Raw genomic sequence first — 24,038 nt, forward strand, 5'->3', positions numbered from 1 at the left:
AGTTATTGCGCCTCATTCATCTTTTCGTTCTTTGATAGCCATTGGGCAGATTTAGCCCTCAATTGCTAATTACTACTAAAGTTTTCCTTCGGTCTGTAGATATTAATACTTGCACACGCAAAATTTGCCTTGGCAATTTATGGCTTAGGCGTAGTTAAGTAAGCAGTTGCTTATGCGTAATCGGTGATACCTGAGGGTAGCCAGGTGGGCCTGAGCCTATTGATGGAGTCTAGAATGAAAAGTTTATCGCTCAAATGGAAGGTACTTCTGGGTGTGACATTAACCAGCATGGCTGCAGTGATTGTGGTGAGTGCTGTGTCGGTGATCACTCAGATTGCTCATATTGAAGAAGAATTAGAACGTTTTGCAGAGACGATTGAGATGGTGGTGGGGGGCAGTGCCTCAGGTGCCCTGGCATTTGATGATAAGGCCACCACCCGTGAGATTTTGGATAATCTCAGCAAGAGTGACCGGATCAACTCCTCAGTAATTTATGGTGGCAATGGGATGCCATTTGCTTGGTTTGAAAAGGGCAAAGGCAGTAAAGGTAAGGCTATTCCCAGTGGGGCGCCGACATCTTTGAATACGTCCTTTGTCGATCACGAGACGGCCCATGAGTTTCGCATGGCTGAACCGATCGAGGCGGACGGTGAAAAGCTTGGCTATATCTATATTGCCGTTAGTCGCGATGAGGTGACGATCGCCAAAGATGAGGCCGTGCAAAGCGCAGGGTTTTCTGTGCTAATAATCTCGGTTTTAGCGGCAATCGTTTCCCTGTTTATATCAAGGGCCATTGTACGCCCTGTAGTAGGTGTTTCAGATGCGCTGCAAGATATGGCAGAAGGTAATGGCGACTTGACGTTGCGTCTACCTGATGATGGGCGTGATGAGATCGCCACTCTTTGTACTAACTTCAATACCTTTATTGAGCGCTTGCATGGCACCATTTCGGGATTCTCAAATAACGCCATGGAGCTGGATCGCCATGCGAATCAGGTATCTCAGTTGGCTCGAGAGACTGAACGGGGTGTTGCCAATCAGCAATCGGATATCAATCAGGTGGTTGACGCGGTGCGAGAAATGTCCTCTGTAGTAGACGATGTGGCTCGTAATGTTACCGAGGCTGCCGAGAATGCCCATTCAGCAGACCAAGAGTCGACTAGCGGTCGTGAAGTCGTTGGCGATACTAGAGTCCAAATTGAGCGCTTAGCTCAAGATATTCATGGTGCGGCTGAGGTTATTGACCAGCTGCGTCAAGGCACGGAAGACATCGGTACGGTATTGGATGTGATTCGTGGTATTGCTGAGCAAACCAATCTGTTGGCGCTAAATGCGGCCATTGAGGCAGCGCGAGCTGGCGAGCAAGGTCGTGGATTTGCTGTAGTTGCTGATGAGGTTCGTACTTTGGCCTCCAGAACCCAGTCATCTACTGAAGAAATTCAAGATATGATTGAGCGGCTGCAAGGTGGTGCGCGTGAAGCGGTACAGCGGATGGAGCAGGGGCGAAAGCAGGCTGCAGAAGCTGTTAAGCATTCAGAAGCGGCCAGCGAGTCTCTGGTATCGATCACCGGTGGCGTAGCCTCTATCCGCTCCAAAACCGATCAGATCGCGAGCGCCACAGAAGAGCAGGGTGCCGCCAATAACGAGATCGAACGTAATATGGAGAATATTGCCGTGGTCTCTAGACAGGCGGCCTCGGGCTCAGCGGCTATCTCATCCAGTATTGATGAGCTGGCTGATATGGCGGCTGCCATGAAGTCTACGCTCGGACAGTTTAAAATCTAAAAAGCTTGTTAATTCGCTGTTAATGGGATGGACAAATAGGGGGGCTTTGCCGTAGAATGCGCAGTTAGATTGCAATAGGCCATTGGCCCACAACCCGCTGGAAAAGCGATGGCGAATTTTAATAAAAAGCGAGATGAGACCAACTGTTTCATCTCGCTTTTTTGCGACTTACGCCAGGCAAAAAACCACATTTCACGTCATGTTTGTAAGACAGTGGCTCGCGCCACTCACTGTGCACCCAAGGATGCGCAGCGCTAGCCCTCGGTCTAGTGATTACTAACAAATTGGCGATTAGTGGTACTCAGTGAAGGTTGCTGCGCTCTTGGTTGATTGCTGAGCTATGTGATTACCCCCTACTGGAGGCTGCCTGTTTAATGAGCCCTTTATTGCGCAATAATTCTCGGCCCGCCATTCTTGTTTTAGAAGATGGCAGTATCTTTCGCGGCAGTGCCATTGGCGCTGATGGACAAGCAGTCGGTGAGGTGGTGTTTAACACTGCTATCACGGGCTACCAAGAGATCCTTACCGATCCTTCCTACGCTAAGCAAATCGTTACTTTAACTTACCCTCATATTGGTAGTGTAGGTGTAACTAAAGAAGACGAAGAGTGCGACAAAATTTGGGCGACTGGCCTAGTGATTCGCGACCTACCTTTGCTGGCCTCTAATTTCCGTAAAGAAGAAGATTTGGATGCTTACCTTGAACGCCACAATATTCTAGGTATTGCCGATATCGATACTCGTCGCTTGACTCGCTTGTTGCGCGACAAGGGTTCCTTGAAAGGCTGCATTATGGCGGGCGAGCTTAATGAAGAAGCTGCCTTAGCCGCCGCCAAAGACTTCTCTGGTTTGAAGGGCTTGGATCTCGCCAAAGAGGTGACCACAGTTGAAAGCTATGCTTGGAATGAAGGCAGCTGGCAGTTGGGTAAAGGCCATGTTGAGCAGACTGAGAAGCGCTTTAAAGTTGTGGCTTATGATTACGGTGTGAAACGCAATATTCTCCGTATGCTGGCTGATCGCGGTTGTGATCTAACCGTGGTACCGGCTAAAACGCCAGCTAGCGACGTTTTGGCGATGAATCCAGATGGTGTGTTCCTTTCTAATGGCCCAGGTGATCCAGAGCCATGTGATTATGCCATCGAAGCCATCCAGGAAATTCTACAGACTGAAGTTCCAGTATTTGGCATCTGCTTAGGTCATCAGCTACTGGCTTTGGCCTCTGGTGCTAAGACGGTGAAAATGGGCCATGGCCATCACGGCGGTAACCACCCTGTACAAAACATCGATGATCAGACGGTATTAATTACCAGTCAAAACCACGGTTTCGCCGTTGACGAAGACAGCTTGCCTGCAAATCTTCGTGCGACTCACAAATCATTGTTTGATGGCACCTTACAGGGCATTCACCGCACCGATAAGCCGGCATTCAGCTTCCAGGGTCACCCTGAGGCGAGCCCTGGCCCGCACGATGCAGCGCCATTGTTTGACCACTTTATTGAATTGATGGAAGCCGCCCAATAAAGGGTCTGCTTAAGCTAGAACGCTATTACTTAGGTAAGAAGAAAGATGCCAAAAAGAACCGACATTGAAAGTATTCTGATTATTGGTGCTGGCCCCATCGTTATTGGTCAGGCCTGTGAATTTGACTACTCTGGCGCCCAGGCTTGTAAAGCCCTGCGTGAAGAGGGTTATCGAGTTATCTTGGTAAACTCGAACCCGGCTACCATTATGACCGATCCGGCTATGGCTGATGCCACCTATATCGAGCCAATTACTTGGGAAACGGTTGCCAAAATTATTGAGAAAGAGCGCCCCGATGCAGTACTGCCCACCATGGGTGGTCAGACCGCACTGAACTGTGCTCTAGCGCTGCACGATAATGGCGTATTGGAAAAATACGGCGTTGAGTTAATCGGCGCGAAGCAAGAGGCCATTCATAAAGCTGAAGATCGCGACCTTTTCGACAAGGCGATGAAAAAAATCGGCCTTGAATGTGCGCGCGCTGAAATTGTTCACTCAATGGATGAAGCCAAAAAAGTTCCAGAGATGTTTGGATTCCCCGTGATTATTCGCCCGTCATTTACGATGGGTGGCTCCGGTGGTGGTATTGCTTACAACTGGGAAGAGTTCGAAGAAATTTGTGCGCGCGGCTTAGATCTTTCACCAACCAATGAGTTGTTGATCGACGAGTCTCTACTCGGCTGGAAAGAGTATGAGATGGAAGTGGTACGCGATAAAAATGATAACTGTATTATCATTTGCTCCATCGAAAACTTCGATCCAATGGGTGTTCACACGGGTGACTCCATTACTGTTGCTCCGGCTCAGACCCTAACCGATAAAGAACTGCAAATCATGCGTAATGCATCGGTTGCGGTATTGCGCGAGATTGGTGTTGAAACCGGCGGTTCTAACGTACAGTTTGCGGTAAACCCCGAAGATGGCCGTTTAGTGGTTATCGAAATGAACCCGCGTGTATCTCGCTCTTCTGCCTTGGCTTCAAAAGCCACTGGTTTCCCAATTGCGAAAGTGGCCGCTAAATTAGCGGTTGGCTACACCCTAGATGAGCTGCAAAACGATATTACCGGTGGTGCAACGCCAGCATCTTTCGAGCCATCGATTGATTATGTAGTTACTAAAATACCTCGCTTCACTTTTGAAAAGTTCGGTGATGCCGATGCGCGCCTAACCACCCAGATGAAATCGGTGGGTGAGGTGATGGCAATTGGTCGTACTTTTCAGGAGTCCATGCAAAAAGCACTGCGTGGCTTAGAAGTAGATTCTGCAGGTTTTGAAGCGAAAGTTGATCTAAGTGCGGAAGATGCCATGAGCAAAATTCGCCGTGATCTATCTACACCAGGCGCTGAGCGCATTTGGTTTGTGGGTGATGCTTTCCGTGCAGGTATGTCCGTGGATGAAGTTTATGAAGTATCAGCGATTGATCCGTGGTTCTTGGTACAGATTAAAGACATTATCGATACCGAAATAGCCTTACAGTCGATGCCCTTTTCCGATATCGATGCTGATTTAATGTTCCGCTTAAAGCGCAAAGGCTTCTCCGATTTGCGTTTATCTGACTTGCTCGGTGTGAGTCAGCGTAAAGTTAGAGCGCATCGCCACAGCTTAGGTATCCACCCAGTTTACAAGCGTGTTGATACCTGCGCTGCAGAATTTTCTACTTCTACCGCTTATATGTACTCTACTTATGAAGAAGAGTGTGAGTCTCAGCCAAGCGATAAGCGTAAAATAATGGTGTTGGGCGGTGGTCCGAACCGTATTGGTCAAGGTATTGAGTTCGATTACTGTTGTGTGCATGCCGCCTTAGCTATGCGCGAAGATGGCTACGAAACCATTATGGTGAATTGTAACCCTGAAACTGTATCCACCGATTACGATACTTCTGATCGCTTGTATTTTGAGCCGGTAACTTTAGAAGATGTATTAGAAATTGTTCATAAAGAGCAGCCTGAAGGTGTGATTGTTCAGTTCGGTGGGCAGACGCCGTTGAAATTAGCACGCGCTCTAGAGTCGGCCGGCGTGCCAATTATTGGTACCGCCCCAGAAGCGATTGACCGTGCTGAAGACCGTGAGCGCTTCCAGCAAATGATCGAGCGCTTGGGCTTATTGCAGCCTTCTAACGCCATTGTTCGCTCTACTGAAGAAGCAGTACGTGAAGCCGAAAATGTTGGTTATCCGCTAGTTGTTCGTCCATCTTATGTATTGGGTGGTCGCGCTATGGAAATCGTTTATAACGAAAATGAATTGCGCACTTATATGCGTGAGGCCGTACAGGTTTCTGAAGATGCACCTGTATTGCTAGATCACTTCTTAAACTCCGCTATCGAAGTTGATATCGATGCTGTGAGTGATGGTAAGCAAGTAGTCATCGGTGCAATCATGCAGCACATCGAACAGTGTGGTGTTCACTCTGGTGACTCGGCTTGTTCATTGCCGCCGTATAATTTGCCAGCAGATGTACAAGATCTCATGCGCGAGCAAGTTAAGAAAATGGCCTTGGAATTGGGTGTTATCGGATTGATGAATACTCAGCTGGCCTACCAAGATGGCAAAATCTATGTGATCGAGGTTAACCCTCGCGCGTCACGAACTGTGCCATTTGTTTCTAAGTGTATTGGTACTTCTTTGGCCAAAGTTGCTGCTCGCTGTCAGGCAGGCATGACCCTAGAGGAGCAGGGTTTCACCGAAGAAATCGTTCCAGATTACTACAGTGTGAAAGAAGCGGTATTCCCATTTAACAAATTCCCTACGGTTGATCCGATTCTAGGCCCAGAGATGAAGTCTACCGGCGAAGTCATGGGTGTTGCTGATACCTTTGCCGAGGCTTATAGTAAGTCTCAAATGGGCGCTGGTGATGCCATCCCGACTTCTGGAAAGGTGTTTATCAGTGTACGCGATTTCGATAAAGGTGGTGTGGTATCTGTTGGTCGTGATCTGCAGAAGCTAGGCTTCGAATTGGTTGCGACTCGTGGCACAGCGAAAGTACTGGAAGATGCTGGTATCAGCGTTGAATTAGTGAATAAAGTTGAGGAAGGTCGTCCGCACATCGTTGATGCTATTAAGAACGATGAAATTGCCATGGTAGTGAATACTACTGAAGGCAAGCAGGCGATTAAGGATTCAGCTTCGATTCGCCGTAGTGCTGAGCAGCACGGCGTGTACTACACTACTACTTTGGCTTCAGCCGAAGCGGTGGCGGTAGCGCTTGAATTCGCCGATGAGCACAAAGTGCGTTCTGTACAAGAACTGCATGCTCGAATTACTGGTTAATACGGACTCTTTTTAAGGCAACACCCTTGAATAATGTAAGATGTAAGTTGCGAGGCTAGTGGCCTTGCAGCTTAATCTTACATTTTTCGTTTTAGGCCTCATAAATATTTTAGGCCGTTATTTGAGAAAGTCTTGGTGACTACTTTGGGGTTGCCAAGGGAATTAGAAAAAAGACAAAAGGCCTCGCAAGATTATCGCGAGAGAATGGATTTTACTATGTTAGATAAAGTACCTATGACCCAAGCTGGCGCCGATGCACTGCGTGATGAGTTGGAGCGCCTTAAAAAGGTAGATCGCCCACGTATTGTCCAGGCCATCGCTGAAGCACGAGAGCATGGTGACTTGAAGGAAAACGCAGAATATCATGCCGCACGAGAGCAGCAGGGTTTTTGTGAAGGGCGTATTCAGGATATCGAAGGCAAGCTTTCTAACGCACAAATTATCGACGTAACGAAGATTCCTCATTCTGGCAAGGTTATTTTTGGCACGACAGTTGATCTGATTAATCTTGATACCGACGATACCGTGACTTATCAAATCGTTGGTGATGATGAGTCAGATGTCAAAGCCAATAAAATCTCTGTTAACTCACCAATTGCTAGAGCGTTGGTTGGTAAGTCAGAAGGCGATGAGGTTGTCGTCCAAACACCTGGCGGTGAAATAGAGTTTGAAATTGATGTGGTGAAACACATTTAATCGATTCTGCGTTAGCAACAAAAAAGCCGGCATAATTGCCGGCTTTTTTGTTGCTAATTTTTAGCTTTGCTTTTTCAGATCTTCCATCAAATACTTAGCCCCCATCCAAAAGAAGAGAGCTGCGAAGACACTACTAAAGGCCATGACCGTTAAAGAGTAGCGCAGTGATTCTGTGCCATACGTGCTAGCGAGCATATCACTCATAATGCCGGCAACTAATGGTCCGCCACCTAGGCCAATCAGGTTCAAAATAAAAAACAAAATGGCCGAAGTCATGGCGCGCATATTGGGTGCAACTAGGGTTTGAGCCATCGCTAATACAGGCCCGAGATACCAGATGCCGAAGAATGTTGAGCCGCCAATGCCAAGAGCAATAAGGGTCATGTTGTCCGAGTACAGCGCAAGTAGGCCCAGCGGTATCGCAAAAATCTGACCGATGCAGGCGATCCAGGCATACCAACGTTTATTTTCTTTGCCGATTCTGTCGGCGAACCAGCCGGCGAAAAATGCACCGATACCACCACCGATGCCTGCACCGAATGCTAGCAGTATGCCGATGTCGGCTGGCTCCATGCCGTGTGAGCGGAATAGAAAGCTTGGCATAAAGTTGCCTGAGCCGTAACTTGAGAAGGAGGCTAGTCCTGAGCCAACGGCAAGAAAAACAAAAGAACGCATGGATTTGAGCGTCTTCAGCGTTTCTTTAAGACTAACGCTATCACCCACTGGCGCATTGTCGTGTTGCCCGCGTGGCGGCTCTTTGATGCTATAGCGAACCAATAGGGCAACGAATATTCCAGGAATTCCTACGACAAAGAAGGCTATACGCCAGCCGTAGTTTTGATCGACCCAGCCGCCTACCAAATAACCCACCATGATCCCAACATAGATTGCTGCAGTATAAAATGCTAACGCTGTACCACGTTGATGAGCAGGATAAATATCGGAAATCATTGAATGTGCCGGGGGACTGCCACCCGCTTCGCCGATACCTACGCCAATTCTGGCGAGCAGCATTTGCCAGAAGTTTTGCGCTAAACCAGAAAGTGCGGTCATGCCGCTCCATATGGCAATCGCCCAAGAAACAATATTGCGGCGGTTGGAGCGATCAGCCCAGCGAGCGATGGGGATGCCTGCAGATACATAGAAGATGGCAAAGGTGAAGCCAGTCATTAAACCCAGCTGGGAATCCGACAAGCCCATGTCGGCCTTAATCGATTCTTGCAAAATCACCAAGATCTGTCGATCGATAAAGTTAAAAACGTAGACAATACTGAGTAGTACTAAAGTGTAGTGGGGCCAGCGGCCAGAGCTCGCAGCGGGGTTGGACGCAGTAGGGTTCGACATAAATATACCTTGGTCACCGCAGCAAAGATTCGCTGAGTTAGCTTGGAAAAGTACTCAGTTCTGTGCCACTCGTTATTATATTTTCATCGAGTGTAAGGGTTATCCCGCATATTTGAAACGGCTTTACACTTTTAATAGGTGATGCTGGTTTATAGATGCGGTGAATGGAGTATTTGTAGAGCTGGCGAAAGCCGGGGTCAGAACCCAAGGGTTCTGACCCCTCTCGAAGCCGAGATGTTTAAGTCGGCAATAAACCTAAAGAAGTTTGGGGGCGGGTGCTACGCAGGCGTTTGCTTATTTGTGCCCCGATATCTTAACTAGGAATTAAAGCTCACGACTTCGAGTGGGTCAGAGCCGATAGGGCTCTGACCCAGTTTGTACAGGTTTACACGCGAGAAATATTAGACAGCTTGGCATTAGGCTTCTTTGCAGCGCGATAAATTAGCGCCACTTTACCAATCTCTTGAACTAGCTCGCTGCGCGATTGCTGGCATACTTCTTCGATCACTTGCTTACGTAGGTCACGATCGGCCACAACCAGTTTTACCTTGATCAATTCGTGATCTTCCAATGCGCGGTCCAGCTCCATCATTACGTTTTCACTGAGGCCGTTACCGGCAACGGTCACTACAGGCTTTAGACTATGGCCTAAACTGCGATATTGTTTTTTGCGATCTGCACTTAACGTCATACAATAGTCTCTAGGTTTTTCCCTTTGCGTGATCCGCTTGGCTAATAGGGTCAAAAAGCGGCGTAAAATGAGTATGGGCCCAAAGATTTGGGCTTACGCAAATAGGGTGCTTGTTACACATCAGCCTTGGTTAATAATTCGCCAAAGCCTTAAAAAGGTGGCGTATTCTACCCGCCATGCGCGCTGATGTCTTTAATTTTAGGGCTCTGTCGATATCTGGCGATAGGCCAACACTGAGGTAATTCCCTTGGCTCGTTCCAAAAGTAGTGGCCGCTGGCTGCAAGAACACTTTAACGATCAATATGTTAAGCAATCTCAGCAGGATGGCTATCGTTCGCGCGCTAGCTATAAGCTGATTGAGTTGGATGAAAAGGATAAATTGTTTCGCACAGGAATGACGGTTGTCGATCTGGGGGCAGCTCCTGGTGGGTGGAGTCAGGTGGCCGCAGAACGCGTAAATGCCAGTGGCGATAGCAAGGGAAGGGTATTTGCATCAGATATCTTGCCGATGGATGGCATGGCGGGTGTCGAATTCATACAAGGCGACTTTACCGAAGAATCGGTATTCAACGAGTTGATGGATCTTATGGGCGGCGCCCAAGCAGACCTTGTAATTTCAGATATGGCCCCCAATATGTCTGGTATGGCCGACGTAGATCAGCCCAGATCCATGTATTTAGTGGAGTTGGCGTTGGACATGGCCCGCCAAGTATTAAAGCCAGGCGGGGTATTTGTCGCTAAGGTATTTCAAGGGGAAGGTTTTGACGAGCTGCTGGCCGATAGTCGCAGTAGCTTTAAGAAGGTTCTGACCCGAAAGCCAGATGCCTCTAGAGCGCGCTCAAGAGAAGTTTATCTGGTCGCAAAGCAGTTTAAGGGCTAAATTTAATAGGTCGCTTTGCTATTGTTTGTTTGAATGCGCAGACCTAGGCAAAGATATCACCCTTTAAACAAAATAGGCGAAACTGTTGTCATACATATTATGGTTTGATGGCAATAGATAAGGCGTTGCAAACAAGGCGTCTGAAAATTGCGCAGCCTTGTCTAATTAGACTGTAAAGAACCGCTAAAGCGTGCTATCTATGTGCGCTGTAAGGCAAAAATAGGGCTACAATGGCTCACCCAACCTGTATATGGGCTAGGTTTTACCCTATTCAGGTCAACGTAGTAGGCCGGCTTTTAGATCAGCTGGCGCCAAGAGGAAATCGCTTTGAACGATATGTCGAAAAACCTAGTATTGTGGTTGGTCATAGCAGCAGTGTTGTTTGCCGTGTTCCAAAACATCAATGGTCAGACCAAGCAAAAGCCACTGGTTTACTCTGACTTTATTGCCGAGGTTCGCTCGGGACAGGTTCAAAAAGTTGTGGTCGACGGCCTTATCATTATGGGTGAGCGCCGAGATGGCTCTACCTTCCAAGTGGTTCGTCCGCAAGTTCAAGACGGCAAGTTAATGGATGATCTGTACAATCATAAGGTACAGGTTGAAGGCAAGCTGCCTGAAAAGCCAAGTATTTGGCAGCAGCTGCTGGTTGCCAGCTTCCCGATTCTTATTATTCTCGTGATCTTCATGTTCTTTATGCGCCAGATGCAAGGTGGCGCTGGTGGCCGTGGTGGCCCAATGAGCTTCGGTAAGAGCAAGGCGCGCCTACTGGGTGAAGATCAGGTTAAAACCACCTTCGCCGATGTTGCAGGTGTTGATGAAGCTAAAGAAGAAGTACAAGAGCTGGTTGAGTATCTACGCGATCCTTCTAAATTCCAGCGCTTAGGTGGTCAAATCCCTCGCGGTGTTTTGATGGCGGGCCCTCCAGGTACAGGTAAAACCCTATTGGCGAAAGCCATTGCCGGTGAAGCCAAGGTGCCATTCTTTTCCATCTCTGGTTCCGACTTCGTAGAAATGTTTGTCGGTGTGGGTGCTAGCCGTGTCCGTGATATGTTCGATCAGGCTAAGAAGCAGGCGCCATGCATTATCTTTATTGATGAGATTGATGCGGTAGGTCGTCATCGTGGCGGCGGTCATGGCGGTGGTCACGATGAGCGCGAGCAAACTCTAAACCAGTTGTTGGTTGAGATGGACGGCTTCGAAGGTAATGAAGGCGTGATCGTTATGGCCGCTACCAACCGAGCCGATGTGTTGGATAAAGCCTTAATGCGTCCTGGTCGTTTCGACCGTCAGGTACACGTTGGTTTGCCAGATATTCGTGGTCGTGAGCAAATCCTTAAAGTGCATATGCGTAAAGTGCCTATGGACGATGCGGTAAAAGCTTCGGTGATTGCCCGTGGTACTCCTGGCTTTTCCGGTGCTGACTTGATGAACTTGGTCAACGAAGCCGCATTGTTTGCTGCTCGTGCGAATAAGCGTACGGTGAGCATGGAAGATTTTGAAAAAGCGCGCGATAAAATCATGATGGGCGCTGAGCGTAAGTCCATGGTGATGAGCGAAGACGATAAGATTATGACAGCTTATCACGAAGCGGGTCACGCGATTGTCGGTTACTTAATGCCAGAGCACGACCCTGTGCATAAGGTGACGATTATTCCTCGTGGTGGCGCCCTGGGTGTTACCCAGTTCTTGCCAGAAGATGATAAGTACAGTCACAGCCGTCGTTATTTATTGGGTCAGATTTCCACCTTGTACGGTGGTCGTATTGCTGAAGAAATGACCGGTGGTGCGGATGCGGTTTCCACAGGTGCTTCTAGTGATATCGATCGTGCAACCAAGATTGCTCGCGGTATGGTGATGAAGTGGGGTTTGTCTGAAAAGCTGGGGCCGCTAGCTTATGGAGAAGACGAAGGTCAGTACCCTGGTATGTCAGCACCGAACTATTCTGGCGCCACCTCAAAAGTGATCGACGAAGAAGTGCGTAGCATTATTGACGATCGTTATAAGGTAGCTGAAGAACTACTGGATGATAATCGCGATATTCTAGAGGCTATGAAAGATGCCTTGATGGAATACGAGACCATTGATTCCGAGCAGGTAGAAGACCTGATGAATCGTCGCAAAGTACGCCCGCCTCGTGATTGGGATGATAGCGATTTTAATAGTCATATCAAATCAGACGACTCTGATTCGAAAGCTAGCGACGAAAAAGACGATAAGCCAGCCGGCCCGATTGGTGGTCCAGCAAACGAAAGCTAATCGTTTTGTAGTATTTATGGCCGCAGTGACAGAGTTGTCTGACACTGCGGCCATTTTTGTTTTAAAGCTCATCACATTTGAGTGACTCTGCCATGTCTCACCCTGTCCTTAACTGCGCCGGCAAATTGCTGGATCTGCAAAAACCTAAAATCATGGGTATTTTAAATACCACTCCTGATTCCTTTTCTGATGGTGGCAATAGCTATCAGCAGGGCAACCTCGATTTGGATCTAGCCTTGCAGCGTGCAGGACAAATGCAAAAAGACGGCGCTAGCATTATCGATGTGGGTGGAGAGTCGACCCGCCCTGGTGCGGCCAAGGTGAGTGCGCAAGAAGAAATGGATCGTGTTGTGCCCGTTGTTGAGCGCATCGCTAAAGAGCTCGATGTCATTATTTCTGTCGATAGCAGTAGTGCAGCTTTAATGAAAGAAGCTGCGGCCGTAGGCGCAGGTTTGATCAACGATGTTCGCGCTTTAAAGCGCGAGGGCGCAGCCGAGATGGCGGCGGAGTTAAAATTACCTGTGTGTTTAATGCATATGCAGGGGCAGCCCGATTCTATGCAAGATAAGCCGCAATATGACAATGTACTTAGCGAAGTAAAAGCCTTTTTATCTGCGCGCATCGATGCCTGTGTTGCAGCGGGTGTTGATAGAGCTCAAATCATTCTCGATCCAGGCTTTGGCTTTGGTAAGACCCTAGAGCATAATGTAGAGCTATTGCGCCAGATGTCGGCATTTAAGGCGATGGGCCACCCAGTGTTGGCTGGGCTGTCACGCAAGTCTATGTTGCAGGGTTTATTGGGTCGCTCTGTTGGTCAGCGTCTGGCGGGAAGCCTTGGTGTCGCCATGCTGGCCTTGCAGCAGGGGGCGGCTATTTTACGGGTGCACGATGTGGCAGCTAGTCGAGATATCTTGGAACTGTATTGGCAGATTGATGCCGGCCATATGCAATAGGCCGAGATGTGGCTTTCTAGATGATTAGATTTTGTAAGTTAACAAGACTTTTATAAATTCAATTAGCGTTCAAAGAGAACAGGGAAAATAAAAACCAGGATGGGGGTGAATTATGAGTAGACAGTATTTTGGTACCGATGGTATTCGTGGCAAGGTTGGTGAGCAGCCAATCACTCCAGACTTTGTTTTAAAATTAGGTTGGGCGGCTGGACGCGCCTTGGCGGAAAGCATCAAGGCTTCTGGCGGACGTAATCAAATCTTAATTGGTAAAGACACCCGTATCTCTGGCTATATGTTTGAATCAGCCTTAGAGGCTGGTCTGATTAACGCGGGTATCGATGTGGGTTTGTTGGGACCAATGCCGACGCCGGCCATTGCTTATCTAACCCGTACTTTTCAGGCCACTGCAGGTATTGTGATCAGTGCTTCTCATAACCCTTACTATGATAACGGCATTAAGTTTTTCAGCCGTCAGGGCACTAAGCTTAGTGATGAAATTGAGCTAGCGATTGAGGCTGAAATTGATAAGCCTATGGTGACCACCGATGGCAAACTGGGCAAGGCAATACGTATTTCAGATGCGGCCGGTCGCTATGTGGAATTCTGTAAAGGCACTATGCCTTGGGGCTTTAGCTTGCAGGGCATGACCATCGTATTGGATTGCGCCAATGGAGCTACCTACCATGTTGCGCCAGCAGTATTCCAAGAGCTCGGCGCAAAAGTCATTAGCATTGCCGTTGAACCTGATGGTTTAAACATTAACCGTGGTTGCGGTTCTACTCACCCTGAAATGCTACGCGATAAAGTAGTCGAGACCGGTGCAGATTTGGGCATTGCCTTTGATGGTGATGGTGATCGGGTACTGTTTGTTGATGGCCATGGTGATGTTATTGATGGCGATGAGCTGCTTTATATTATTGCGGCCCACCGTGCGGCCGGTGAGCACGGTTGCAATGGTGTTGTAGGCACCTTGATGAGTAACTTTGGTTTTGAGCTGGCCCTAAAAGATATGGGCGTTCCCTTTGTGCGTGCCAAGGTGGGTGATCGCTATGTGATCGAAGCCATGAAGAAGAATCAATGGCTGCTTGGCGGAGAGTCCTCCGGTCATATCGTATGCAGTGATGTCACCACAACCGGTGACGGTATTGTAGCGGCCTTGCAAGTTTTACTTGCCGTGGTGGAGCAGGGTAAAACCTTGCATGAACTTAAAAACGGCATGAAAAAGCTTCCGCAAACCATGATCAATGTGCGCCGTAACCGCCAGATTGATTTGGCCGAAAACCAACCGATTCAAAAAGCTATTGCCGCCGCTGAGACTGCAATGGATGGCCGTGGCCGTGTTTTATTGCGCCCTTCGGGCACTGAGCCTGTGATTCGGGTGATGGCTGAAGGTGAAGATAGCCAGTTGGTTTCTGAATTGGCGCAAGAATTAGCTCAGGTGGTAGAAAAAGAAGTCGCCTAAGCCCGGCTTTTTAAGCCTTAATACAAGGCTTCGTACTGTCATTTGGCAGCCTCCTGGAGGCTGCTCAAATAATACCATTAAGCCCTTGTTTTGTTTGCAAGTTTCGCTGCACTCATATACCATTGGCGCCCGCTTTTGGGCAGCATGGCAAAGCTATGGCTTTCGCTGCATAAAATCGATCACTTTTAATCATGGAATCAGGCTAAGAAGACGCTATGGCAAAACCCCTAGTGCTAGGTAATTGGAAAATGAACGGGTCAATTCCCGCCAATGCCGAATTGCTGAAAGGTTTGCGCAACTGGGATGCCAGTAAAGTCTCTTTAGGTGTTTGCCCTCCCGCTATTTACCTACCCCAGTGCCAAGTGGTGCTAAACGGTAGTGATGTCGCTTGGGGTGGCCAAGATATGAGTGAACATGAAAGTGGTGCCTACACCGGCGAGATTGCTCCTGCAATGTTGCGTGAGCTAGGTTGCCAATATGTGATTTTGGGACACTCTGAACGTCGCCAATATCATACCGAAAGCGATGAGCTTGTAGCGCGTAAATGTGCTGCCGCCTTAAAGGCTGGCCTAGTGCCGGTATTGTGCATTGGCGAAAGCCAGGCAGAGCGTGAGGCTGGCGAAACTCTAGCGGTTATCGAACGTCAATTAACGACCGTGATAAACCATTTAGGCCTAGAGGCTATGAGCAATACCGTAGTGGCCTATGAGCCCGTTTGGGCGATTGGTACCGGTTTAAGTGCTAGCCCAGAGCAAGCGCAAGAAGTTCACGCCTTTATTCGCTCTCAGTTGGGCGATGTGGCGCAGACAGTACAGATTTTATACGGCGGCAGTGTCAAACCCGATAATGCCGGCGAATTATTTACCAAGCCCGATATCGACGGTGCTTTGGTAGGCGGTGCCTCACTCAAGGCTGACGACTTTTTAGCGATTGCTAAAGCAGCAGTTCGCTAGAAACTCACAAACAAGAAACGCAAGAGCGTAATATGGATAAGATTATTCTGATCGTACACATGCTGACAGCACTAGGCATTATTGGCCTTATCTTGCTGCAGCAAGGTAAAGGTGCTGAAGCTGGTGCTTCCTTTGGTGGCGGTGCTTCACAAACCGTATTTGGTAGTTCTGGTGGCGGTAACTTCTTTACCCGCGCCACGGCTATTTTGGCTACTGTATTTTTCGTAACCAGCTTTGGTTTGGCTATTGTTGCTAAGCAAAATGCTGGTGTAAGCGTTGATGAAGGTATTCCTACTTTACAGATTGAGCCAGAGTCTGATGTTCCTGCAGCCGCTAGCGACGAAATCTCTGATTCCGATTTGCCTAGCTTGCAAGATGTTGCTGATGAGGCTGCCGCTACTACTGAAGCTGCAGCCAACGACATTAGCGATGCCGCAAATGCTGTATTAGATCAAGCTGCTGAATCTGCCGAAGCCGCCGCTCAAGACTTACAAGAGAATGCTGCGGAGGCTGTAGAAGCTGCTGAGCAAAAAGTTGAGGAAAACAAGCCTCAATAAGTTTTTAGCCTAAGTGGTGGAATTGGTAGACACGCCATCTTGAGGGGGTGGTGAGCTAACGCTCGTGCGGGTTCAAGTCCCGCCTTAGGCACCAAATCAAAGTTCGATATCCTCGCGAACTTAATAAAAAAGCCCCGCTAGTCGGGGCTTTTTTGTGCCTGCTTTTTGTCGCCTGAGTAAAGAAACTGAGGTCGCTTTATCGTTACAGTTCTTACAGCTGAAAAATAAAAAACTGATAATCAAATTCGCTATCACGCATTTCTGCAATAGCGATCTCATCGTCAATATCATTTAAAACTTCAGATTGACCAAGCTTGCTTCGGCTTTTATCGATAGCCGCTTTTAATGGCTTATAATAATTATCCCAAGCTTGATCGCTTAAAGAAAAATCGTCGATAAGTTTTAGTCCTAATTTGTCGGCTTGCACTAGTCTTGAGGCTCTATCCTGCATGTCTGGATAATTGCAGCCCCAGTATTCTCTCGCTTTGTCTGAGGCTGTGTCTGTGCTCCAAATTAATTCGCTAATTACAATAAATGCTCCTGGATTTAAAAAACCTTTCCAGTAACGAAGGGCGTTCTCGAAACCCATGATATAAGCGCTTCCTTCGGACCAGATAAGATCGAAGCGTTCTTCCTTAAATGGTAGCTCCGACATATCGGCATTTAGAAGTTGAATTTTGTCTTGCTGTTTTTTATCGGCAATTTTTGATGCTAAATAGTCTAGCGCACTTGCTTCATTGTCGATGGCGGTAATGGAGGCGTTACTATGTTGGGCCAATGGAAGTGTGGCAACACCGTGGCCGCAGCCTATTTCCAATATGGATTTAATATTGTCTGAAACTAATTTTAATGCGGCTAAGGTTTCATTTTTTGAACCCGGGGCCCAGCGTTCTAGTGAGTTAAAAATGTCATTAAATTCGCTCATATAGCTCTCATGTTGATTTATGTCTTTCGATAACCAGCGCAGCCTTTGGCTGTCTTTGCTGTTTAAACCCTGTGATTGCAGCCATTCTTGGTGTGCCCTTGGGGATTTGGTTTCAGATTGGATGTGAAAATCCCGTAAGCTTTGTTGGCCGATTAACGCTGCGAGTAGCTCTCGCGCCTGCTGTTTTTTAGCAATGTCTTCATCCAGTTGATCGAGTTTTTCTTGCAATAGATCAGGTCTCAGCTTTTGTTCAAATGTATCTAGCGACTCTTGTAGTGATAATCCCGAATTTTTCAATTGCAGTATAAAGATGAGCTTTTCTATATCGTGTTCGCTATAGCTTCGGTAATTATTGTCGAGCCGCTTGGCGCTAATAAGCCCTATTTTTTCGTAATAGAGTAGAGTGCTTCGAGAGACTCCAAGGCGTTTTGCAACATCGGATATTTGATGCATTCCCATGCCCCTAATAAGAAAAGAAACCATCTTAAACTGTATAGCTATAGACAGGTCAAGTCGCGCAATTGAAGATCTCATAGGTTTGGTGTCATACCATTCGTCGCTTTGTTTCAAAGCCCTGATCACCTTTTTACGGGAAACCACTTCACATTTGCCTTTGCTTTATCGATAGAGGACTTGTCAATTAAAGTCGCTTAAAGCTCTATTGCTGCGATATTTAGGACGCCATATAACTCATGGCTATGTTGATTTTAAAGGTGTTTTTAAAAAATTTAGGTGATTAGCCAATAAATATTTAAAACTTGCTTCCATATCAAAGGTATTGGCGTCAAATAAATTTTGTGATGCCGTTATCAAAATAGTGGTATTCCTTGTGAGATTATTCTCAAAACAAAGAATGAGAAGGGTTGCATCTTTTGGCCTAAAATCAATAGAAAGATCTAACTAAATAATTAATTAATAAAAATATTAAGGGGAATGTTGAGAATCAGCCCGTAGATATATCAATGCGTTATTTGAGTCTGTTTTAGCCTTTCATTTTGAGTGGCCATGGATATCGAATATTGAATAGGTGCTTGTTGTATCCCAACACGGCAGGGAAACCCTGCTTAGAGACCATGAGTTTATTCATCCAAGGCGATTAAACGCTTTGGCGAATTATGACTTGAGCGATGGATATTGCTCCCAGGACTACAGGACTTGGACATGGCTGGTAATGATAGTAACAACACAAACCTTTGGGGTGCGTCTACCAATAGCACCGACAGCAATTACACTGCATCTGAAGATGCCGTAGTTATAGGTGTAAAAGGTGAAGTTTCTATTCAGCGAGGTGGAGAAGGGCCATCGGCGCTACTCAATAATGGCGATGCCATTTCTCTCGGTGACAGCATTCAAACCGGTATGGATGCCGCGGTTGTTATTCGCTTCGCAAACGGTTCCTTATTGACGCTTGGGCATGAGCAGAGTGCCAAAATCGATGCGGCAATGCTACGAATGCTGCAAAGCGATAATGTACAGCAAGTCGCGGAAGAAACAGAAGAAGATATAGATTTTGCAAAACTGGAAGAAGGCTTAGAGCAAGGCCTTAATCTAGAGGAGCTTCTACCAGCTACAGCTGCAGGTGGTGCTCCAGGCGCCGGTGGAGGCGGAAATGGTAGCTCGGCGGGAACCGGTGTGCGTTTTACCTTAACCGGTGACGAGACTCTTCCCAATGCAGGTTTTGAAACGGGTACCTTTGGAAATGGACTTGATAACCAGCAGCCCGAAAATGATATTACGGATACCGCACCTGAAGCGCAGGACGATATAGATCAAGTTAGTAGCTTAACTATCGCAACGGGTAATGTCGTTACCGGAATAGATACAGGCGGTGATGCGAATACGCTTGACGGTGTCATCGATGATTCTGGTGCAAATGGCTTTGCCGACATTATTGTTGTCGGTGTTGCAAGCGGTGATACGCAAACGGATCTAAGTGGTGGCTTTGGTGTTGGTGTCAGTGTCAGCTCCGATAAAGGTGTTCTGCTATTAAATAGTGACGGCAGTTATAGTTACACGCCTAATCGCACCGCAACAGGTGAAGACGTATTCACTTATACAATCGTCGATAATGATGATGATCTTTCCAGTGCCACCTTGACCATCCAAATCGATGCTACTCCAGATTTGCAACTTCCGCCCTCCGATAATCCAGATACCCCAGAAGGTAACGCGTTGGCAAATGCGCAAGGCACAGCAGTTTTTGAAGCTGGCCTAAGCGATGGTACCGGTGAGTTAGCTGATGGCGACGGCACAAATAATAGCGATGGGCGTGAGCAGGCCAGTGGTGTCATCAGCTATTTTGAAGGTGACGGCCAAGCTACGGTTACTATCGCTGGTGTAGCTGTGGCGCTTGATGGTGTGCAACAGGCCACCACAATTACTGGTAGTTTTGGTGTGCTGCAAATTAACAGTGTTAGCAGTACAGAAATTAATTACAGCTACACTTTAAGTGATGCCGTAGATCACAGCGCAGGTCCGGTTTCGGAAGTGTTTTCTGTTGTTGTAAGCGATGCTGATGGTAACGCTCTTGATGATGTCACGGATGATTTAATCATTCGAATTATTGACGATGAACCAATCGCAAATTCTCAAGAAGACAGTATTGATGAAACCTTGCAAGCAACAGGTAATGTTCTAAGTGCTGTTGATATCCCTGCAGGGGATGCCAACGATACTGATGGTGTGGCTGATATTGTTGGTGCTGATGATCCGGGTTTTATTCAGTCAGTGGCTGTCGGTGATCAAGCAGTCGAAAGCGGCGGGGTAGCCGTACCCTTAGTTAGTGATAAAGGCACTCTGATTTTACAGGCCGACGGGAGTTACACTTATACGGCAAACCCAGGAGTTTTTGGTGAGGATGTCTTTACTTACCTGTTGAGTGATGCTGATGGCAGCGCCAATAGCGCGACGCTAACGATCAATGTTGATGCGGCGAATACTTTGGCTGACGCTGATGAAACCGTGAGTGGTCTGCAGGGTGCAACCATAGCAGGCAATGTTTTAGATAATAGTGCAAACCCTGATGGCCCAGAAGATGCGATCGTGCAAGGCTTTACTATTCCAGGTGATACCACAGAATATGCCGCGGGCGACACGGCTACCATCGCGGGAATTGGCGCCATTACGATAGCCGCAGATGGCGCTTATATATTTACGCCCGTACCAACATTTGACGGAGCCGTTCCACCTATTAGTTATACCGTGAGTGACGGTTTAAATGAAGTCGACTCGACTTTAAATCTCACGGTAATTGACCCTCTTGTACCTCCTATTGCAAATTCAGATATCGTCAGCAGTGCCGTGCCGGGTAGTACTGTTGTGGTGTCGGTTTTATCAAATGACAGCGACCCTGATGGAACTTTAATTCCTTCTACGGTAGTGATTAATGGTGCGCCGGGTGATGGGAAAACTCTGGGTGTGACCGGTCAAGGTACTTGGCAAGTAACTCCAGCTGGAGAAATAAGCTTTACACCAGAAGTAGGGTTCATCGATAACCCAGATCCAATTACTTATACGGTAAATGATGATGATGGCTTGTCAGCCAGTGCTCAAGTCAGTGTGAATTATCAAGTTAACGTTACTGTTGAGGATATTTTCGTCAATGAAGGCGATGATGCGGTATTTTCTATTCAGGTAAGTAATGCTGAACCCGGCAGTGTTATCAACTTAGGCTTGCAAGATGGAGCTGGTCCGGATGGAGCAAACGCCCCTTTTGATTATCAAGCTGGATTGATTGAGTACAGTTTAGATAACGGACTTAACTGGACGGCGTTACCGGCAAGTGGTGATGTTGATCTGCCCTCCGGTGGTAGTCCACTCATTTTGTTGCGCACTGATACGGTCATAGACAATCTAGATGAAAACAACGAGCTGTTTGATTTAAATGTGAGCTTAAGCAGCGGCGGTGATGTTGTTGATCGTAGCGCGCAGGCAACTATTCTTGATGGCGATCAGGCTAATATTGCAGTTTCAGGGCAAACCGTAAACGAAGGAACTAACCTACAGTTTCAAGTCAATGTGCAAAATTCAGCGGTCAATAGCAGCGTAACTTTGCAGTTGAGCGATGGCAGTGGCCCTGATGCCGCTGTGCAAGGTATCGATTTTAATACTGGCTTGTATCAGTATCGCTTATCTATAAGTGATCCTTGGCAAGATGTTCCTGCAAATGGCGTGATTACCTTGGCTGCTGGCGGCAACCAAACTGTATTTGTTCAAACCAATACGGTAGTTGATAGCCTCGACGAAAATTTAGAAAATCTCAGTTTTTCGGCTGAGCTCAATAGCAATGGAGCCCTGAGCAATGACTCAGCGCAGGGGTTTATTGTTGATACCAATACGCCGACAATTAATGTCGGCCAAATCAATACTGGCACAGGTGACGTCACTGTAAACGAGGGTGAGGATGCGATCTTTGGTGTGCTTATTGGGAATGCGGCTATCGGTGCAACGGTTACGCTAAGTCTCAGCGATGGTAGTGCAAACAGTCCTTTGGATTACAACACAGGTGATTTTCAATATCGTGAGGCGGGCACTACAACTTGGATTGACGTTCCGGCCAACGGTCTGATCACTTTAAGCAACGGCGGTAATCAAACTTTAGATGTTCGTACTAATACTGTGGCCGATTCTTTGGATGAAGTTACAGAGCAGTTTACGCTGACTGCTGATCTCAGCAGTAATACAAGTAATGTCAGTGATAGTGGTAATGGTTTTATCCTTGATCAAAATGAGCCGACCGTAAATGTAGGGCAACCCAATACGGGTACGGGGGATGTTACCGTTGATGAAGGGCAAGATGCGGTTTTCGGTGTCGTGGTTGGCAATGCTGCAGCAGGCTCTACGCTGACCTTATCTCTTATAGATGGTAGCGCGAACAGTCCGCTGGATTACAATAGTGGTGATTTCCAATATCGCGAAGCAGGAACTACGACTTGGATAGACGTCCCAGCTAACGGTGAGATCACCTTGAGCAATGGAGGTAATCAAACTCTTGATGTTCGCACCAATACTTTAACGGACACTTTTGATGAGCCTACAGAGCAATTTATTTTAAACGCTGACTTAAATAGTAACGGCACCGATGTTAGCGATGCTGGAAACGGATTTATTCGCGATACTAACGCACCTTCGGTTAATGTCGGCCAGCCCAATACCGGCACTGGTGATGTGACTGTTGACGAAGGCCAAGATACTGTCTTTGGTGTGGTAGTTGGTAATGCCGCTGCAGGTTCGACTTTAACGCTTTCACTTGCCGATGGCAGCGCGAACAGCCCGCTGGATTACAACAGTGGTGATTTCCAATATCGTGAAGCGGGTACGACTACTTGGATTGATGTTCCGGCTAATGGTGAAATCACGTTAACCAATGGTGGTAATCAAACCTTAGATGTTCGCACGAATACATTGGTCGATGATCTTGATGAAAACTCCGAGACATTTACCTTAACTGCGGATCTGAATAGTAACGGTACTGATGTTAGTGATAACGCTACCGGCACTATTAACGACACCAATGAGCCGACGGTAAATGTAGGGCAGCCGAATATCGGCACAGGTGATGTGACTGTTGATGAAGGCCAAGATACGGTCTTTGGTGTGGTAGTTGGGAATGCCGCGGCAGGTTCGACTTTAACGCTTTCACTTACCGATGGCAGTGCGAACAGTCCGCTGGATTACAACAGTGGTGACTTCCAGTATCGTGAAGCAGGATCTACCACTTGGATTGATGTTCCCGCCAATGGCGAGATCACTTTAACCAACGGTGGGAATCAAACACTCGATGTTCGCACTAACACACTTGTTGATGATCTCGACGAGAATTTCGAAACCTTTACCCTTACAGCCGATTTATACAGTAACGGCACGGATGTTAGCGATACGGCTACCGGCACGATTAACGATACCAATGAGCCGACGGTAAATGTAGGGCAGCCGAATATCGGCACAGGTGATGTGACTGTTGATGAAGGCCAAGATACGGTCTTTGGTGTGGTAGTTGGGAATGCCGCGGCAGGTGCGACCTTAACGCTTTCACTTACCGATGGCAGTGCGAACAGTCCGCTGGATTACAACAGTGGTGATTTCCAATATCGTGAAGCGGGCTCGACTACTTGGATTGATGTTCCGGCTAATGGCGGGATCACGTTAACCAATGGTGGGAATCAAACACTCGATGTTCGCACTAACACACTTGTTGATGATCTCGACGAGAATTCCGAAACCTTTACCCTTACAGCAGATTTAAACAGTAACGGCACGGATGTTAGCGATACGGCTACCGGCACGATTAACGATACCAATGAGCCGACGGTAAATGTAGGGCAGCCGAATATCGGCACTGGTGATGTGACTGTTGACGAAGGCCAAGATACTGTCTTTGGTGTGGTAGTTGGTAATGCCGCTGCAGGTTCGACTTTAACGCTTTCACTTGCCGATGGCAGCGCGAACAGCCCGCTGGATTACAACAGTGGTGATTTCCAATATCGTGAAGCGGGTACGACTACTTGGATTGATGTTCCGGCTAATGGTGAAATCACGTTAACCAATGGTGGTAATCAAACTCTTGATGTTCGTACTAATACGCTTGTTGATGATCTAGATGAGAATTCCGAAACCTTTACGCTCACTGCAGATTTAAATAGCAACGGCACGGATGTTAGTGATAACGCTACGGGCACTATTAACGACACCAATGAGCCGACGGTAAATGTAGGGCAACCGAATATCGGCACAGGTGATGTGACTGTTGA

Annotated in this window: 14 protein-coding genes and 1 tRNA gene; 12 read left to right on the forward strand and 3 right to left on the reverse strand. The window is 47.4% G+C overall.

Annotated elements, in window-relative coordinates; translation table 11 throughout:
* Nucleotides 1-234: 234 nt before the first annotated feature.
* The 4 genes from Q1A08_RS14295 to greA all read left to right on the forward strand — a co-directional run bounded on the left by Q1A08_RS14295 (nucleotide 235) and on the right by greA (nucleotide 7,268).
* On the forward strand, nucleotides 235-1,785 hold the full coding sequence (locus Q1A08_RS14295) for a methyl-accepting chemotaxis protein (protein WP_299774073.1): 1,551 nt from the start codon (nucleotides 235-237) through the stop codon (nucleotides 1,783-1,785).
* Nucleotides 1,786-2,159: 374 nt separating this feature from the next.
* Nucleotides 2,160-3,305, forward strand: coding sequence for a glutamine-hydrolyzing carbamoyl-phosphate synthase small subunit (carA, locus tag Q1A08_RS14300; RefSeq protein ID WP_299774075.1), 1,146 nt, complete (start codon nucleotides 2,160-2,162; stop codon nucleotides 3,303-3,305).
* Nucleotides 3,306-3,350: 45 nt separating this feature from the next.
* Complete coding sequence (gene carB, locus Q1A08_RS14305) at nucleotides 3,351-6,572, forward strand: carbamoyl-phosphate synthase large subunit (RefSeq protein WP_299774077.1); 3,222 nt, start codon at nucleotides 3,351-3,353, stop codon at nucleotides 6,570-6,572.
* Between the two features lie 216 nt (nucleotides 6,573-6,788).
* Nucleotides 6,789-7,268, forward strand: a complete 480-nt coding sequence (greA, locus tag Q1A08_RS14310) for a transcription elongation factor GreA (protein ID WP_299774079.1) — start codon at nucleotides 6,789-6,791, stop codon at nucleotides 7,266-7,268.
* Nucleotides 7,269-7,328: 60 nt separating this feature from the next.
* Here greA and Q1A08_RS14315 read toward each other — a convergent pair whose 3' ends face one another.
* Both Q1A08_RS14315 and yhbY read right to left on the reverse strand, forming a co-directional pair.
* Complete coding sequence (locus Q1A08_RS14315; RefSeq protein ID WP_299774081.1) at nucleotides 7,329-8,612, reverse strand: MFS transporter; 1,284 nt, start codon at nucleotides 8,610-8,612, stop codon at nucleotides 7,329-7,331.
* Nucleotides 8,613-8,997: 385 nt separating this feature from the next.
* On the reverse strand, nucleotides 8,998-9,303 hold the full coding sequence (gene yhbY / locus Q1A08_RS14320; protein ID WP_299774084.1) for a ribosome assembly RNA-binding protein YhbY: 306 nt from the start codon (nucleotides 9,301-9,303) through the stop codon (nucleotides 8,998-9,000).
* Nucleotides 9,304-9,550: 247 nt separating this feature from the next.
* Here yhbY and rlmE point away from each other — a divergent pair, with 247 nt between their 5' ends.
* From rlmE to Q1A08_RS14355, 7 genes are all read left to right on the forward strand, one after another.
* Entirely contained in the window at nucleotides 9,551-10,183 is a 633-nt protein-coding gene (gene rlmE / locus Q1A08_RS14325; RefSeq protein ID WP_299774086.1) for a 23S rRNA (uridine(2552)-2'-O)-methyltransferase RlmE, read from the forward strand.
* 336 nt (nucleotides 10,184-10,519) lie between these two features.
* Complete coding sequence (ftsH, locus tag Q1A08_RS14330; RefSeq protein ID WP_299774101.1) at nucleotides 10,520-12,439, forward strand: ATP-dependent zinc metalloprotease FtsH; 1,920 nt, start codon at nucleotides 10,520-10,522, stop codon at nucleotides 12,437-12,439.
* A gap of 92 nt (nucleotides 12,440-12,531) precedes the next feature.
* Nucleotides 12,532-13,392 carry a dihydropteroate synthase gene (gene folP, locus Q1A08_RS14335; protein ID WP_299774088.1) on the forward strand — a complete coding sequence of 287 codons (861 nt, stop codon included), beginning with the start codon at nucleotides 12,532-12,534 and terminating at the stop codon, nucleotides 13,390-13,392.
* 112 nt (nucleotides 13,393-13,504) lie between these two features.
* Nucleotides 13,505-14,854, forward strand: a complete 1,350-nt coding sequence (gene glmM / locus Q1A08_RS14340; RefSeq protein WP_299774090.1) for a phosphoglucosamine mutase — start codon at nucleotides 13,505-13,507, stop codon at nucleotides 14,852-14,854.
* A gap of 215 nt (nucleotides 14,855-15,069) precedes the next feature.
* A complete protein-coding gene (gene tpiA / locus Q1A08_RS14345) occupies nucleotides 15,070-15,807 on the forward strand; it encodes a triose-phosphate isomerase (RefSeq protein WP_299774092.1) in 738 nt (245 codons plus the stop codon).
* Between the two features lie 32 nt (nucleotides 15,808-15,839).
* The gene (gene secG, locus Q1A08_RS14350) at nucleotides 15,840-16,364 is read left to right on the forward strand and encodes a preprotein translocase subunit SecG (RefSeq protein ID WP_363323537.1); all 525 of its coding nucleotides are present in this window, start codon (nucleotides 15,840-15,842) and stop codon (nucleotides 16,362-16,364) included.
* Nucleotides 16,365-16,371: 7 nt separating this feature from the next.
* Nucleotides 16,372-16,458, forward strand: a tRNA-Leu gene (locus tag Q1A08_RS14355).
* A gap of 117 nt (nucleotides 16,459-16,575) precedes the next feature.
* On the opposite strand, the gene Q1A08_RS14360 is transcribed toward Q1A08_RS14355, so the two are convergent.
* A complete protein-coding gene (locus tag Q1A08_RS14360) occupies nucleotides 16,576-17,742 on the reverse strand; it encodes a MerR family transcriptional regulator (protein ID WP_299774093.1) in 1,167 nt (388 codons plus the stop codon).
* A gap of 708 nt (nucleotides 17,743-18,450) precedes the next feature.
* Here Q1A08_RS14360 and Q1A08_RS14365 point away from each other — a divergent pair.
* The coding region (locus tag Q1A08_RS14365) for a retention module-containing protein (protein WP_299774095.1) at nucleotides 18,451-24,038 on the forward strand (5,588 nt) is incomplete at its 3' end.

This window comes from uncultured Pseudoteredinibacter sp. (genome assembly GCF_947500695.1).
GTDB lineage: Bacteria > Pseudomonadota > Gammaproteobacteria > Pseudomonadales > Cellvibrionaceae > Pseudoteredinibacter.